Genomic DNA, 13,296 nt, shown 5'->3' with positions numbered 1-13,296 from the left:
AGATCAATGAATGTTAAATTACAGGGTTAAGTGTGATCCGGATTGGATCACATCCTACCTAATACCAGGTATAGTGCGCGGCGATAAAACCTCAAACATGGAGTGGATATGAAGAAGTTAGCCGTGGCAGCACTGATCCTCAGCACCCTTTCCGGGGTAGCATACGCGCACGACGCAGGCGAGTTTTTCATCCGGGCCGGTTCGGCCACCGTCCGTCCAACGGAAGGTTCAGATAACGTTTTAGGCGCGCTGGGCAGTTTCAACGTTGATAACAATACGCAGCTTGGCCTGACCATGACATGGATGGCGACCGACAACGTCGGTATTGAACTGCTGGCCGCAACGCCGTTCCGCCACCACGTTGGCACCGCGCCGACCGGCGATCTGGCTACCGTAAGTCATCTGCCGCCTTCACTGATGGCGCAGTGGTACTTTTTTGACTCCCAGAGCAAAGTGCGCCCATACCTGGGTGCCGGTATCAACTACACCACCTTTTTCGATGAGAAATTTAACTCCACCGGCAAAGAGGCAGGGCTCTCTGATTTGAGTCTGAAAGATTCATGGGGCGTAGCGGGACAGGCGGGCGTGGATTATCTGATTAACCGCGACTGGCTGATCAACATGTCGGTGTGGTGGATGGATATCGATACCGATGTGCGCTTCAAACACAACGGCGTACAGCAGAACGTCCATACCCGTCTCGATCCGTGGGTGTTTATGTTCTCTGCTGGTTACCGCTTCTGATGGTAATGACGGAAACAGGCCTTTGCAGATCTGTTTCCGTTTTTTACGTCCCTTAACTCGCCAGCGTGGCGGCTTTCAGGCGCTGCACAAACCCTTTCAGTTCGGCCAGCATTGCGGTCGGGTTATCCAGATTGCTCTCGATAATCTTCACAATCGCCGATCCAGAAATCGCCCCCGCGGCACCGGCTTCAATCGCGGAAGCCACCTGATCCGGCGCCGAGATGCCAAAGCCCTGCAGCGCAGGCGCGGCATGATACTCCGTCAGTTTCTCCACCAGATGATGCAGCGGCAGCGCCGCGCGGTTCTCCGCACCGGTCACACCTGCACGCGACAGCAGGTAGGTGTAACCGCGGCCGTATGAGGCAATCTGGCGCAGCAGATCGTCATCAGCATTCGGCGGGCAGATAAAGATAGGCGCGATATTGTGGCGCATCGCCGCCTGGCGGAACGGGGCGGACTCCTCAATCGGCACGTCGGCGACCAGCACCGAATCGACGCCGACGCTGGCACACTGGGCGTAAAACTCATCAACGCCGCGGCTAAACACCAGGTTGGCATACATCAGCAGGCCAATCGGGATGGTCGGATGCTTCTGGCGGATCGCCGCCAGCATTTCAAAACAGTGGCCGACGGTAACGCCCGCAGCGAAGGCGCGCAGCGTGGCGCTCTGAATGGTCGGGCCATCCGCCAGCGGATCGGAGAAGGGAATGCCCAGCTCCAGCGCATCCGCGCCGCCTTCGATCAGCGCGTCGATAATTTGCAGCGACAGGCCCGGTTCCGGATCGCCGAGGGTGACAAACGGGACAAAGGCACCTTCCCGGCGCGCGTTGAGCTGGTTGAAGAGGTTGTCATAGCGTTCCATCAGATTTCGCCTCGCGCTTTCAGAATGTCATGGACGGTGAAGATATCTTTGTCGCCGCGCCCGGAGAGGTTAACCACCAGCAACTGCTCCTTCTCAGGGTTTTCGCGCATCATCTTCAGCGCGTGGGCCAGCGCATGGGAGGACTCCAGCGCCGGGATAATCCCTTCGTGGCGGCAGAGCGTTTTAAATGCTTCCAGCGCTTCATCATCGGTAATCGAGACATACTCAGCGCGACCGGTGCTGTTGAGATGGGCGTGTTGCGGCCCTACTGACGGGAAATCCAGCCCGGCGGAGATGGAGTAGGACTCCTCAATCTGCCCATCTTCGGTCTGCATCATCGGCGATTTCATGCCGAAGTAGATGCCGACGCGGCCATGTTTCAGCGGCGCGCCGTGTTCGCCAGACTCGATGCCGTGACCCGCCGGTTCCACGCCAATCAGGCCGACGGCGCTCTCTTCGATAAAGTCGGCAAACATCCCGATGGCGTTAGATCCGCCGCCAACGCAGGCGATCACCGCATCCGGCAGACGTCCCTCTCTTTCGAGGATCTGCGCTTTAGTCTCTTCGCCGATCATGCGCTGGAACTCGCGCACAATGGTCGGGAAGGGGTGCGGGCCGGCTGCGGTGCCGAGCATATAGTGCGCGGTTTCGTAGCTGCCGGACCAGTCGCGCAGCGCTTCGTTACAGGCATCTTTCAGGGTGGCTGAGCCGCTGTGCACCGGGATCACTTCCGCGCCCATCAGTCGCATACGGAAGACGTTCGGCGACTGGCGCTCCACATCTTTTGCGCCCATATAGATGCGGCACTTCAGGCCGAGCAGGGCGCTGGCAAGCGCAGACGCCACGCCATGCTGACCCGCGCCGGTTTCGGCAATAATCTCGGTTTTGCCCATCCGTTTAGCAAGCAGCGCCTGGCCCAGCACCTGGTTAGTTTTGTGCGCGCCGCCGTGGAGCAGATCTTCACGCTTAAGGTAGAGCGTGGTGCGGGTACCGGCGGTCAGGTTCTGACATTTGGTCAGCGCCGTCGGGCGACCGGCATAGTTTTTTAGCAGGTCGTTAAACTGCTGCTGGAACGCCGCATCGCTCTGCGCGCTGACAAACGCCTCTTCCAGCTGGCGCAGCGCGGGCATCAGAATTTGCGGAACGTACATACCGCCAAATTCACCAAAGTAGGGGTTCAGTAGTGTCGTCATCTTGCTTCCTTAATATGCACGCAGCGTACGGAACACCGAGGCCAGTTTGCTGGCGTCTTTAATACCCGGCTCCGACTCTACGCCAGAATTGAAATCTAATCCGGCACAGCCAGCTTTCGCCGCCTGTACGCAGTTATCCGCGCCCAGCCCGCCGGCCAGCAGTACATTGTCGAGCGTTTCGCCGGTCAGCAGCGACCAGTCAAAACTTTTGCCCGTGCCGCCCTGGCCGTTATCCAGCACATATTTATCGACGTGCTCAAGGTTGCGCGGCGGCAGCGTTGTGGTGACGCTAAGGGCTTTCCAGATTTGCGTCTGCTCGCCAAGCTGTGTGCGCAGGGAGGAGATGTAGGCCTGATCTTCATCGCCATGCAGCTGAACGGCACTCAGCTTAAGTTTAGCTGCGGTCGCCACAACCTCGTCGGCTGGAGCATTACGGAACACGCCAACATAACTCAGGGGCGCGCCCTGCATCACTTTTTCTGCCTGCTCAACGTTTACCGCGCGCGGCGAGGCGGCCACAAAAATCAGCCCACCGTAAATGGCTCCAGCGTCATGTGCCGCCTGCGCATCTTCAGCGCGGGTCAGGCCGCACACTTTGTTTTCACCCAGCAGAACGCGTTTTACCGCCGCATCCAGATCGTCGTGAGACATCAGCGCAGAGCCAATCAGGAAACCGTTGGCAAAGTGGCTCAGTTCACGCACCTGCGCATAAGTGTTGATGCCAGACTCGCTAATTACCGTGACGCCAGCGCCAAGACGCGGGGCCAGTTCACGGGTGCGGTTGAGATCGATGGAGAGGTCGCGCAGATCGCGGTTATTAATGCCGACAACTTTGGCGCCCAGCGCCACCGCGCGCTCCAGCTCCTCTTCATTACTCACTTCTGTCAGCACGCCCATATTGAGGCTGTGCGCCACGGCGGAAAGCGTGCGGTACTGCTCATCATCCAGTACCGAGAGCATTAACAGGCAGGCGTCGGCATGGTAGTAGCGCGCCAGGTAAATCTGGTAGGCATCGATAATAAAGTCTTTGCACAGCACCGGCTGCGGCGCGATGTCGCTGACGATACGCAGGAAGTCGAAGCTCCCCTGGAAATATTTCTCATCGGTCAGCACCGAAATTGCCGAGGCGTGATGCTGATAGATATCCGCAATGCGCGCCGGGTCGAAATCTGCGCGGATCACCCCTTTCGAGGGCGACGCTTTTTTGCACTCGAGGATAAACACGGTATGTGTTCCACGCAGTGCATCATAGAAGTGGCGTGTGCTCGGCTGCACCTCGTTCTGAAAAGAGGCCAGCGGTTGTTGCTCCTTGCGCGCCGCAACCCATACAGCTTTGTCGGCGACGATTTTCGCTAAAACGGTCTGCATTGTTTACCCTCTTGCCGCAAGTGCGGTGACTTTGTCGTAAGCGGCCCCGCTGTGCAGGACGTCCAGTACCTGTTGCGCGTTAGCCTTCAGATCTTCTTTGCCGTGCAGCCGCATCAACATGGCGACGTTGGCGGCGACGGCAGCCTCGTGAGCAGGCTCGCCTTTACCTTGTAATAAGCGGGTCAGAATGTCACGGTTTTCTTCCGGCGTGCCGCCCGCCAGCGCCTCCTGATGGTAGGCGGTCAGGCCGAAGTCAGCTGCCGTTAACTGATAGCTCCTGATTTCGCCATCGTGCAGTTCGGCAACCACGGTTGGCGCATGCAGCGAGACCTCATCCATTCCGCCGCTGTGCACTACCGCCGCACGCTGATAACCGAGCACGCGCAGGGTTTCGGCAATTGGCAGCACTAGCTCCGCGCTGTAGACGCCAATCAGCGCTAGCGGTGGGTGCGCCGGGTTAATCAGCGGCCCGAGCACGTTAAACAGTGTGCGGGTTTTTAGCTGCTGGCGAACCGGCATCGCGTGGCGAAACCCGGTGTGGTACTTCGGTGCGAAGAGGAAGCAGACGCCGAGCTCATCGAGCGCCGTGCGGGATTTGTCCGCATTCATATCCAGATTGATGCCAAACGCCGCCAATAGATCGGACGAACCAGAGCGGCTTGAGACGCTGCGGTTGCCGTGCTTGGCCACTTTCAGGCCGCAGGCGGCGGCGACAAACGCGCTGGCAGTGGAGATATTGATACTGTTGCTGCCATCCCCGCCGGTGCCAACGATATCGGCAAAGGCGTACTCCGGGCGCGGGAAGGGCGCGGCGTTCTCCAGCAGGGCAGTCGCCGCACCGGCAATCTCCTGCGGCTGTTCGCCACGGATCTTCATACTGACCAGCGCCGCCGCCAGCTGCTCCGGCTTCAGCTCACCGCGCACCACCGCAGAGAAGAGCTGGTGGCTCTCCTGCTGGCTCAGCGTCTCGGCCTGGTAGAGCTTCTCCAGGATCGGTTGCAGGGTGTTTGCCTGTTCAAGCTTCTGTAATGCCCACGCCAGCGTCTGCTCCAGCAGGCGCGCGCCTTGGGTGGTGAGAATCGATTCCGGGTGGAACTGGAAGCCGCAAACGCGATCGGCGTCATGGCGCACCGCCATCACCATGCCATCGAAATGGGCATTGATGGTGAGCCCGGCGGGAATATTACTGCCAACCAGTGAGTGGTAACGGGCAACCGGCAGCGGGTTGCTGAGGCCTGCGAACATCGCCTGGCCGTCATGTTCAATGCTGGAAGCTTTACCATGCAGGATCTCACCGGCCTGGCCGACATAACCGCCATAGGCTTCGACAATCGCCTGGTGACCGAGGCAGATGCCGATGATCGGCAGTTTGCCGCGCATACGCGTCAGCAGCTCCGGCATACAACCCGCTTCCGAGGGCGCGCCCGGACCAGGTGAGAGCATCAACACCGGGTTTTGCATGGTCGCCAGACGGTCAATTAAGGTTTGAGCCGGAACATGGTTGCGGTAAATCACCACGTTGTGTCCGCTTGCGCGCAGCTGATCCGCCAGGTTGTAAGTAAAGGAGTCGATATTATCGAGCAGCAGAATGTCAGCCATCAGAAAATCTCCTGTGCGTGGTGGGCGGTGGCGATAGCGCGCAGAACCGCGCGGGCTTTGTTACGGGTTTCATCGGCTTCGGACTGCGGAACGGAATCCAGCACCACGCCTGCACCGGCCTGAACGGTAGCGATACCATCCTCCACCCACGCGGAGCGGATGACGATGCAGGTATCGAGATCGCCATGGGCGGTGAAGTAACCCACCGCGCCGCCGTAGCTGCCGCGACGCGTGCCTTCGGCTTCGGCAATCAGCTGCATAGCGCGTACTTTTGGCGCGCCGCTGAGGGTGCCCATATTCATGCAGGCGCGATAGGCGTGCAGCACATCGAGATCGTGACGCAGCTCGCCCACCACGCGGGAGACCAGGTGCATCACATAGGAGTAACGGTCGACTTTCGTCAGATCCGCCACGTAACGGCTCCCCGGTGTACAGATACGTGCCAGGTCGTTACGTGCCAGGTCAACCAGCATCAAGTGTTCAGAGAGCTCTTTGTGGTCGGTACGCATTTCAAGCTCAATACGGCTGTCGAGATCGCGATCCAGTGAACCATCGGCGCGACGACCGCGTGGGCGCGTCCCGGCAATCGGGTAAATCTCAATCTGGCGGTTGCTGGCGTCATATTTCAGGGAGCTCTCCGGCGAGGCGCCGAACAGCGTGAAATCCGCATCCTGCATAAAGAACATATAGGGGCTGGGGTTGCTCTTTTTCAGCACTTCATACGCGGCGAGTGGCGACGGGCAGGGCAAGGTGAAGCGGCGCGACGGCACGACCTGGAAAATTTCACCGGCGCGAATCGCTTTTTGCATTTTGCGCACCACATCACCATACGCCTCATCGCTCTGGTTGCAGTCGCACTGCATATGTTCAACGGTTTCTACCGGCAGCGGCGTGACCGGCGCATCAAGCTGCTGGCGCAGCGTCTCGACGCGTTGCAGCAGGCGATCTTTTTCGCTCGCAGACGGGGTAAAGAGGCTCGCCTGAATGCGCGTCTCTTTTTTCTGGTGGTCGATCACCAGTAAGGTTTCAGCGAGATAGAAGCAGTAGTCCGGGCAGTTGCGGTCGTGCTTCAGCGCCGGCAGATCTTCAAAACCCGCGACCAGGTCATAGGCAAACAGGCCACCGAAAAACATCGCTTCACGCTCATCGGCCGGCAGTTCAACCAGCCCCTGCAGCAGACGAAACGCATCAAACACCGAGAGCGAGCAGAGGCGGGCATCTTCATCAAGCAGCTGGCTAACCGCCGGGAAGCGCAGTTCGCGACCATTTTCCAGCACGTTATTTTCGACGCCTGAAGGCAGCACGGCATCAAGCAGTGTCAGCAGGGCGGCACCATTAGCGGTCAGTGCGGTAAGTGTGACGGTGTCACCTAATGCGGTAATGCGCAGCGCGCTGTCGACCAGCAGCAGGCTTTTGAGATCGTCTTTGCTGTCGATGTCGGCGGATTCAAGCAGCAGAGTCGCAGGACGGGCGTCGCACAGCTGGTGGAACAGCGCCGTCGGGTTGCTGTGGTAACGCGCCTGGGTGGTCAGAAGGTCGAGTGCTGGTTTTTGCATCTGCATCGCTCTCATTAATTTGTTCAAAAAAAAGCCCGCTGAAAAAAGCGGGCCTGGTATCGGTATGCTGAATGCGCACGTGATCACAAAGCCCTTAACAGGGAGTGCGCCACCAGCGATTGTTAAAGAGATGTGCATTCATTTTTGCGATACCGTTGTCGAGTGAACTTGCGTACTAGTTAACTGGTTCATGAAAAGAAAGTCAACCATGAATTCAGAAAATGTGTGCTACCCGTTATGATAGGTCACAAATTGCAGTTTGATGAATTAGCGGAGCCGCTTTGAGCGACACGAATTACGCCATTATTTACGATCTTCACAGCCACACGCTCGCCTCTGATGGCCTGCTTTCCCCCGAGGCGCTGGTGCACCGCGCGGTCGAGATGCGCATCGGTACGCTGGCGATCACCGATCACGACACTACCGACGCCATTCCTGCCGCCCGCGCTGAAATCGCCCGCGCCGGGCTGGATCTCAATTTAATCAGCGGGGTGGAGATCTCAACGCTTTGGGAAAACCACGAGATCCACATTGTTGGGCTGAATATTGATATCGACCACCCGGCGATGCGTGCTTTTCTTGAGCAGCAATCCCAGCGCCGCACCGAGCGCGCAAATCTTATCGCCGAGCGGCTGGAGAAAGCCCATATTCCCGGCGCGCTGGAAGGGGCGATGCGTCTGGCGCAGGGCGCGAATGTCACACGCGGCCATTTCGCCCGTTTCCTGGTTGAGCAGGGTAAAGCGGGCAATATGGCCGATGTTTTCAAAAAGTACCTCGCCCGTGGCAAAACGGGTTACGTTCCGCCGCAGTGGTGTACAATAGAACAAGCCATTGATGTGATTCATCATTCTGGCGGGACGGCGGTAATGGCCCATCCGGGGCGTTATAATCTTTCTGCCAAATGGCTTAAGAGACTGCTGGCGCATTTTGCTCAATGCGGCGGTGAGGCGATGGAAGTTGCCCAATGCCAGCAGGCTCCCAATGAGCGAACCCAGTTGGCGGAGTATGCCCGCCAGTTCGGTCTGTTAGGGTCGCAGGGGTCTGATTTTCATCAGCCCTGTCCCTGGATTGAACTGGGACGCAAACTTTGGCTTCCGGCAGGCGTCGACGGCGTCTGGTCGGCGTGGGAGCAGCCGCAGAACAACACAGAGAGGGTTGTATGAGTCAGTTTTTTTATATTCATCCAGATAATCCGCAGCCGCGTTTAATCAATCAGGCCGTCGATATCGTGCGCAAAGGCGGCGTTATCGTCTATCCCACCGACTCCGGCTACGCGCTGGGCTGCAAACTTGAAGATAAAGGGGCGATGGAGCGTATTTGCCGCATCCGTCACCTGCCGGACGGCCACAACTTTACGCTGATGTGCCGCGATCTCTCGGAACTCTCCACCTACGCGTTCGTCGATAATGTGGCGTTTCGCCTGATCAAAAACAACACGCCAGGTAACTACACCTTCATCCTGAAAGGGACCAAAGAGGTGCCGCGCCGCCTGTTGCAGGAGAAACGTAAAACTATCGGCCTGCGCGTGCCGTCAAACCCGATTGCGCTGGCGCTGCTGGAGACGCTCAATGAGCCGATGCTCTCGACGTCGCTGATGCTGCCGGGCAGCGAGTTTACCGAGTCTGATCCCGATGAAATTAAAGATCGTCTGGAGAAGCTGGTGGATCTGGTGATTCACGGCGGCTATCTCGGCCAGCAGCCGACGACGGTGGTCGATCTGACCGACGATGCGCCGGTGGTGATCCGCGAAGGCGTCGGTGACGTTAGGCCTTTCTTATAGCGGCGCAAGTCGCTATACTACGCGGCCATTTCAGACGCGGCTTAAGCCGGGCTGATGACCCTATTCGACGCCTGTGAAGGCGACATAAAGGATGCTCTATGAGCGAGAAACTACAGAAAGTGCTGGCGCGGGCCGGCCACGGCTCCCGCCGTGAAATCGAAACTATTATCCAGGCAGGCCGCGTCAGCGTTGATGGCAAAATCGCCACGCTGGGCGACCGCGTCGAGGTCACGCCGGGGCTGAAAATCCGTATCGATGGTCATCTCATTTCGGTGAAAGAGTCCGTCGAACAGATCTGCCGCGTACTGGCTTATTACAAACCGGAAGGCGAGCTCTGCACCCGTAACGATCCGGAAGGGCGCCCGACGGTGTTTGACCGTCTGCCGAAACTGCGCGGTGCGCGCTGGATTGCCGTCGGTCGTCTGGACGTCAACACCTGCGGTCTGCTGCTTTTCACTACCGACGGTGAGCTGGCGAACCGCCTGATGCACCCGAGCCGCGAAGTCGAGCGCGAATACGCCGTGCGCGTGTTTGGCGAAGTGGATGACGCGAAGCTGCGCGATCTGTCGCGCGGTGTGCAGCTTGAGGATGGTCCGGCAGCGTTTAAGACTATCAAATTCAGCGGCGGGGAAGGCATTAACCAGTGGTACAACGTTACGCTGACCGAAGGGCGCAACCGCGAAGTGCGTCGCCTGTGGGAAGCGGTCGGTGTGCAGGTGAGCCGTCTTATCCGCGTACGCTACGGCGATATTCCGTTGCCGAAAGGGCTGCCGCGCGGCGGCTGGACCGAGCTGGATCTGGCGCAGACTAACTACCTGCGTGAGCTGGTCGGTCTGGATGCTGAGACGCAATCAAAAGTCGCGGTGGAGAAAGATCGCCGTCGCATGAAAGCGAACCAAATCCGTCGCGCCGTGAAGCGCCACGCTCAGCCGACTGGCGGTAAGCCTGCCGGTGGTAATCGCCGCCCGGGTGGCGGACGCACTAAAAACGATTAATGAAAAAGGGGCGCAAGCCCCTTTTTTTATCGTTAATAGTCGATGCCGATCTGCGCTTTTATTCCCGCCTCAAACGCATGCTTCACCGGCCTTAACTCACTCACCGTATCCGCCGCCTCAAGAATATCGCGATGGCAGCCGCGTCCGGTAATGATCACCGTCTGCATCGGCGGGCGGTTTTGCAGGGCGGTTAACACCGTCTCCAGCGGCAAATAGTCATACGCCACCATGTAGGTCAACTCATCCAGCAGCACCATATCCAGCGCCGGGTCGGCCAGCATCCGCTCGGCATGCTGCCAGACTTCAAGGCAGGCGACGGTATCGCTTTCGCGGTTTTGCGTGTCCCAGGTAAAGCCGGTGGCCATCACCTGAAATTCGACGCCCAAAGGTTCAAGTAAGTTACGCTCACCGTTTGGCCAGGTGCCCTTGATAAACTGAATGACACCCACCTTTTTGCCATGCCCGACGGCGCGCGTGGCGGTGCCAAAAGCCGCCGTGGTTTTGCCTTTGCCGTTACCGGTGAAAACAATAACAATCCCGCGCTCATCCTGGGCGGCGGCAACCCGTGCATCGACGCGCTCTTTCACCTTCTGCTGGCGCTGCTGGTAACGTTCATCGCTCATTGGGCGATCCCCGGCTTGCGGCCCGGTTGCGCATCGAAGGTCATGCCGGTTTTGCGGCGGCTGTCATCGCCCATCAGCCACAAGTAGAGCGGCATAATGTCGGCCGGGGTTTTAAGCTTCTGTGGATCTTCCGTCGGGAAGGCGCTGGCGCGCATGCTGGTGCGCGTTCCGCCGGGGTTGATGCAGTTGACGCGCAGCCGGTTTTGATACTCTTCCGCCAGCACCTGCATCATCCCTTCGGTGGCAAACTTCGAGGTCGCGTACGCGCCCCAGTTGGCGCGCCCCTGGCGACCGACGCTGGAGGAGGTAAAGACCAGCGAGCCACAGTCCGATTTGAGTAATAAAGGAAGCAGTGCCTGGGTGAGGTAGAACGTGGCGTTAACGTTGACCTGCATCACTTCGTTCCAGACGGCCGGATCCTGCTCGCTCATCGGGCAGATATCGCCGAGCAGGCCGGCGTTATGCAGCACGCCATCCAGATGGGGTGTGGTGGTTGCGATTTCACTGGCGAGCTGTTGGCAATCTTCGGGGGTGCAGGTTGCCATATCGAGGATAAACCACTGCGCGGCCTGGCCTTCGTCGTTCACCTGCTGCGCGACGCGGCGCAGTTTCTCTTCATTACGACCCAGCAGAATCAGGCTGGCGCCGTGGCGGGCGTAGGTTAATGCCGCCTCTTTTCCAATACCGTCGCTGGCACCGGTGACAAGAATGATGCGACCGTTTAGCAGGTCGCGTTTGGGCTGATAGTGCACTCTGTCTCCTCAGGCCGCAGCCTGTAATCACCTTCACGTGTTGGCTTTATGCCTTAAACGTCCGGCTATTTCAATCGGTGAAGGGGAGAGTTACATACCCTTTACCCTAAGGAGTGCTAAAAAATTCAGCAACATGGCGAAGCGGCCGCACGCCTGGCGCGAGACGCGCCCGCACCGCTCATGTACACTGAGCCGATTATTGAGTGAAGTCACCGAGGTGGTATGCATGGAATTACTCTCTGAATATGGTCTGTTTTTAGCCAAAGTTGCCACCGTGGTGGTGGCGGTGGCGATCGTTATGACGCTTGTCATCAATCTGCGCCAGCGCAAACGTCAGCGCGGCGAGCTGAAGATCACCCGCTTTAACGAGCACTATAAAGAGATGCAGGAGGAGATGTCCGTCGGCCTGATGGATACTCACCAGCAGAAGCAGTGGCATAAAGCGCAGAAGAAAAAGCTGAAGGCAGATGCGAAGGCGGCAAAAGCCCAGGCGAAGGCGGGCGTGTCAAAAGAGCCGGTCAAACCGCGCGTCTACGTACTCGACTTTAAAGGCAGCATGGATGCGGGTGAAGTGCACGGTCTGCGCGAAGAGATCACCGCCGTGCTGAGCGTCGCAACGCCGAACGATCAGGTGCTGCTGCGTCTTGAAAGCCCGGGCGGCGTGGTGCACGGTTACGGTCTGGCGGCCTCGCAGCTGCAGCGCCTGCGCGATAAGCAGATCCCGCTCACCGTTGCCGTGGACAAAGTCGCCGCCAGCGGCGGGTACATGATGGCTTGCGTGGCGGATAAAATTGTCGCCGCACCGTTTTCCATCATTGGCTCCATTGGCGTGGTGGCGCAGGTGCCCAACTTCAACCGCTTCCTGAAAAGCAAAGATATTGATATTGAGCTGCATACCGCCGGGCAGTACAAGCGCACGCTGACGCTGCTGGGTGAGAACACGGAAGAGGGTCGGCAGAAGTTTCGTGAGAACCTTAACGAAACTCACGATCTATTCAAAGGTTTTGTCAGCCAGATGCGGCCGCAGCTTGATATTGAGCAGGTCGCGACCGGCGAGCACTGGTACGGTAGCCAGGCGCTGGAGAAGGGGCTGGTGGATGAAGTCGGCACCAGCGATGAGCTGTTACTGGGTCTGATTCAGGAGCACGAAGCGATTGGCGTGCGTTACCAACAGCGTAAAAAGTTGCTGGAGCGCTTTACCGGTAGCGCAACAGAAAGCGTTGATCATCTGCTGATGCGCTGGTGGCAGCGCGGGCAAAAACCGATGATGTAAACAAAAACGCGAGGCTCAGGCCTCGCGTTCTTTTTTAGTCGATCAGGTGGTACTTTCCAGAAAGTTCATGGGCTAAATATTTGAACATATTGAATACCGCCGTGCTTTTCCCCGTTGGCAACCCTTGCTCATCCAGGTAGTACTCTCCGCTAAACACCAGCACGCCGTTGCGCTGCGTCACACCAGTGGCCTCAATGCCCGCCAGCGTGTCGTCATGATCGCGAATTAGCTGATTCGCCAGCTCAAGCAACGCCTGACGATCGATAGGTTGAGATGTCTCGCTCATTTTCATCCTCCTCAATTTTTGTCGAAGTTTACCGCCAGCAAAGGTGAGGGGCAAATTTTCCCTTGTTTTGTGAGGGGCTTACGGGCTCGTTAACCTGGCGCGATGCGTTTTTGCATGCTAATAAAGTTGCTTAACAAATTTTATCAGGTACAGTGTGACCCTTTCGTCAATCTGGCAACAGAATTGCTTGACATTCGACCGGATTATCGTCTTGCTATACCACGCTGATATGAAAAAGCCTGAAATCTCAGTCACCTGAATGCCT

General features: G+C 58.1%; 13 protein-coding genes and 1 other annotated feature. Of the genes, 5 read left to right on the top strand and 8 right to left on the bottom strand.

Features of this window, described 5'->3' with window-relative positions; translation table 11 throughout:
• Positions 1-108 precede the first annotated feature (108 nt).
• Complete coding sequence (gene ompW / locus ACWPW2_RS10280; RefSeq protein WP_124968197.1) at positions 109-744, top strand: outer membrane protein OmpW; 636 nt, start codon at positions 109-111, stop codon at positions 742-744.
• A 52-nt stretch (positions 745-796) separates the two neighbouring features.
• Here ompW and trpA read toward each other — a convergent pair whose 3' ends face one another.
• Genes trpA through ACWPW2_RS10255 form a run of 5 tightly spaced genes read right to left on the bottom strand, consistent with a single transcriptional unit; the run spans position 797 to position 7,328 of the window.
• Complete coding sequence (trpA, locus tag ACWPW2_RS10275; protein ID WP_023478789.1) at positions 797-1,606, bottom strand: tryptophan synthase subunit alpha; 810 nt, start codon at positions 1,604-1,606, stop codon at positions 797-799.
• Complete coding sequence (gene trpB, locus ACWPW2_RS10270) at positions 1,606-2,799, bottom strand: tryptophan synthase subunit beta (protein ID WP_023478707.1); 1,194 nt, start codon at positions 2,797-2,799, stop codon at positions 1,606-1,608. Before trpB ends, trpA begins: the two co-directional genes overlap by 1 nt.
• 9 nt (positions 2,800-2,808) lie before the next feature.
• Positions 2,809-4,167, bottom strand: coding sequence for a bifunctional indole-3-glycerol-phosphate synthase TrpC/phosphoribosylanthranilate isomerase TrpF (trpCF, locus tag ACWPW2_RS10265; RefSeq protein ID WP_454122832.1), 1,359 nt, complete (start codon positions 4,165-4,167; stop codon positions 2,809-2,811).
• A 3-nt stretch (positions 4,168-4,170) separates the two neighbouring features.
• A complete protein-coding gene (gene trpD, locus ACWPW2_RS10260) occupies positions 4,171-5,766 on the bottom strand; it encodes a bifunctional anthranilate synthase glutamate amidotransferase component TrpG/anthranilate phosphoribosyltransferase TrpD (RefSeq protein WP_124968200.1) in 1,596 nt (531 codons plus the stop codon).
• Positions 5,766-7,328, bottom strand: coding sequence for an anthranilate synthase component 1 (locus tag ACWPW2_RS10255; protein ID WP_454122830.1), 1,563 nt, complete (start codon positions 7,326-7,328; stop codon positions 5,766-5,768). Before ACWPW2_RS10255 ends, trpD begins: the two co-directional genes overlap by 1 nt.
• 19 nt (positions 7,329-7,347) lie before the next feature.
• Positions 7,348-7,443: a sequence feature (Trp leader region), on the bottom strand.
• Between the two features lie 160 nt (positions 7,444-7,603).
• Here ACWPW2_RS10255 and rnm point away from each other — a divergent pair.
• The 3 genes from rnm (at position 7,604) to rluB (ending at position 10,097) form a co-directional block, all read left to right on the top strand.
• Positions 7,604-8,485 (top strand): RNase RNM, encoded by an 882-nt coding sequence (gene rnm / locus ACWPW2_RS10250; protein ID WP_454122828.1) that lies wholly within the window; start codon positions 7,604-7,606, stop codon positions 8,483-8,485.
• Positions 8,482-9,102 carry an L-threonylcarbamoyladenylate synthase gene (locus ACWPW2_RS10245; RefSeq protein ID WP_124968203.1) on the top strand — a complete coding sequence of 207 codons (621 nt, stop codon included), beginning with the start codon at positions 8,482-8,484 and terminating at the stop codon, positions 9,100-9,102. The genes rnm and ACWPW2_RS10245 overlap by 4 nt, the downstream gene beginning before the upstream one ends.
• Before the next feature lie 98 nt (positions 9,103-9,200).
• Positions 9,201-10,097, top strand: coding sequence for a 23S rRNA pseudouridine(2605) synthase RluB (rluB, locus tag ACWPW2_RS10240; RefSeq protein WP_054803447.1), 897 nt, complete (start codon positions 9,201-9,203; stop codon positions 10,095-10,097).
• A 32-nt stretch (positions 10,098-10,129) separates the two neighbouring features.
• On the opposite strand, the gene cobO is transcribed toward rluB, so the two are convergent.
• Both cobO and ACWPW2_RS10230 read right to left on the bottom strand, forming a co-directional pair.
• Positions 10,130-10,720, bottom strand: a complete 591-nt coding sequence (gene cobO, locus ACWPW2_RS10235; RefSeq protein WP_312117744.1) for a cob(I)yrinic acid a,c-diamide adenosyltransferase — start codon at positions 10,718-10,720, stop codon at positions 10,130-10,132.
• A complete protein-coding gene (locus ACWPW2_RS10230) occupies positions 10,717-11,472 on the bottom strand; it encodes a YciK family oxidoreductase (protein WP_124968206.1) in 756 nt (251 codons plus the stop codon). The genes cobO and ACWPW2_RS10230 overlap by 4 nt, the downstream gene beginning before the upstream one ends.
• Before the next feature lie 226 nt (positions 11,473-11,698).
• Here ACWPW2_RS10230 and sohB point away from each other — a divergent pair, with 226 nt between their 5' ends.
• Positions 11,699-12,745: a protease SohB gene (gene sohB / locus ACWPW2_RS10225; protein WP_454122824.1), complete on the top strand. Its 1,047-nt coding sequence runs from the start codon at positions 11,699-11,701 to the stop codon at positions 12,743-12,745.
• A gap of 34 nt (positions 12,746-12,779) precedes the next feature.
• Here the strand turns inward: sohB and ACWPW2_RS10220 are convergent, their stop codons facing one another.
• On the bottom strand, positions 12,780-13,031 hold the full coding sequence (locus ACWPW2_RS10220; RefSeq protein WP_454122822.1) for a YciN family protein: 252 nt from the start codon (positions 13,029-13,031) through the stop codon (positions 12,780-12,782).
• Positions 13,032-13,296: the final 265 nt, after the last annotated feature.

It is taken from the genome of Kosakonia sp. Marseille-Q7440 (genome assembly GCF_965119485.1).
The sequence above is the reverse complement of the archived record's forward strand: the minus strand, read 5'-3'. Positions and strand labels throughout refer to the sequence as shown.

Excerpts from the sequence above, each read along its gene's own strand:
- ompW (WP_124968197.1), top strand. The coding sequence starts at position 109 with ATGAAGAAGTTAGCCGTGGCAGCACTGATCCTCAGCACCCTTTCCGGG.
- trpA (WP_023478789.1), bottom strand. The coding sequence starts at position 1,606 with ATGGAACGCTATGACAACCTCTTCAACCAGCTCAACGCGCGCCGGGAA.
- trpB (WP_023478707.1), bottom strand. The coding sequence starts at position 2,799 with ATGACGACACTACTGAACCCCTACTTTGGTGAATTTGGCGGTATGTAC.
- trpCF (WP_454122832.1), bottom strand. The coding sequence starts at position 4,167 with ATGCAGACCGTTTTAGCGAAAATCGTCGCCGACAAAGCTGTATGGGTT.
- trpD (WP_124968200.1), bottom strand. The coding sequence starts at position 5,766 with ATGGCTGACATTCTGCTGCTCGATAATATCGACTCCTTTACTTACAAC.
- ACWPW2_RS10255 (WP_454122830.1), bottom strand. The coding sequence starts at position 7,328 with ATGCAGATGCAAAAACCAGCACTCGACCTTCTGACCACCCAGGCGCGT.
- ACWPW2_RS10245 (WP_124968203.1), top strand. The coding sequence starts at position 8,482 with ATGAGTCAGTTTTTTTATATTCATCCAGATAATCCGCAGCCGCGTTTA.
- rluB (WP_054803447.1), top strand. The coding sequence starts at position 9,201 with ATGAGCGAGAAACTACAGAAAGTGCTGGCGCGGGCCGGCCACGGCTCC.
- cobO (WP_312117744.1), bottom strand. The coding sequence starts at position 10,720 with ATGAGCGATGAACGTTACCAGCAGCGCCAGCAGAAGGTGAAAGAGCGC.
- sohB (WP_454122824.1), top strand. The coding sequence starts at position 11,699 with ATGGAATTACTCTCTGAATATGGTCTGTTTTTAGCCAAAGTTGCCACC.
- ACWPW2_RS10220 (WP_454122822.1), bottom strand. The coding sequence starts at position 13,031 with ATGAGCGAGACATCTCAACCTATCGATCGTCAGGCGTTGCTTGAGCTG.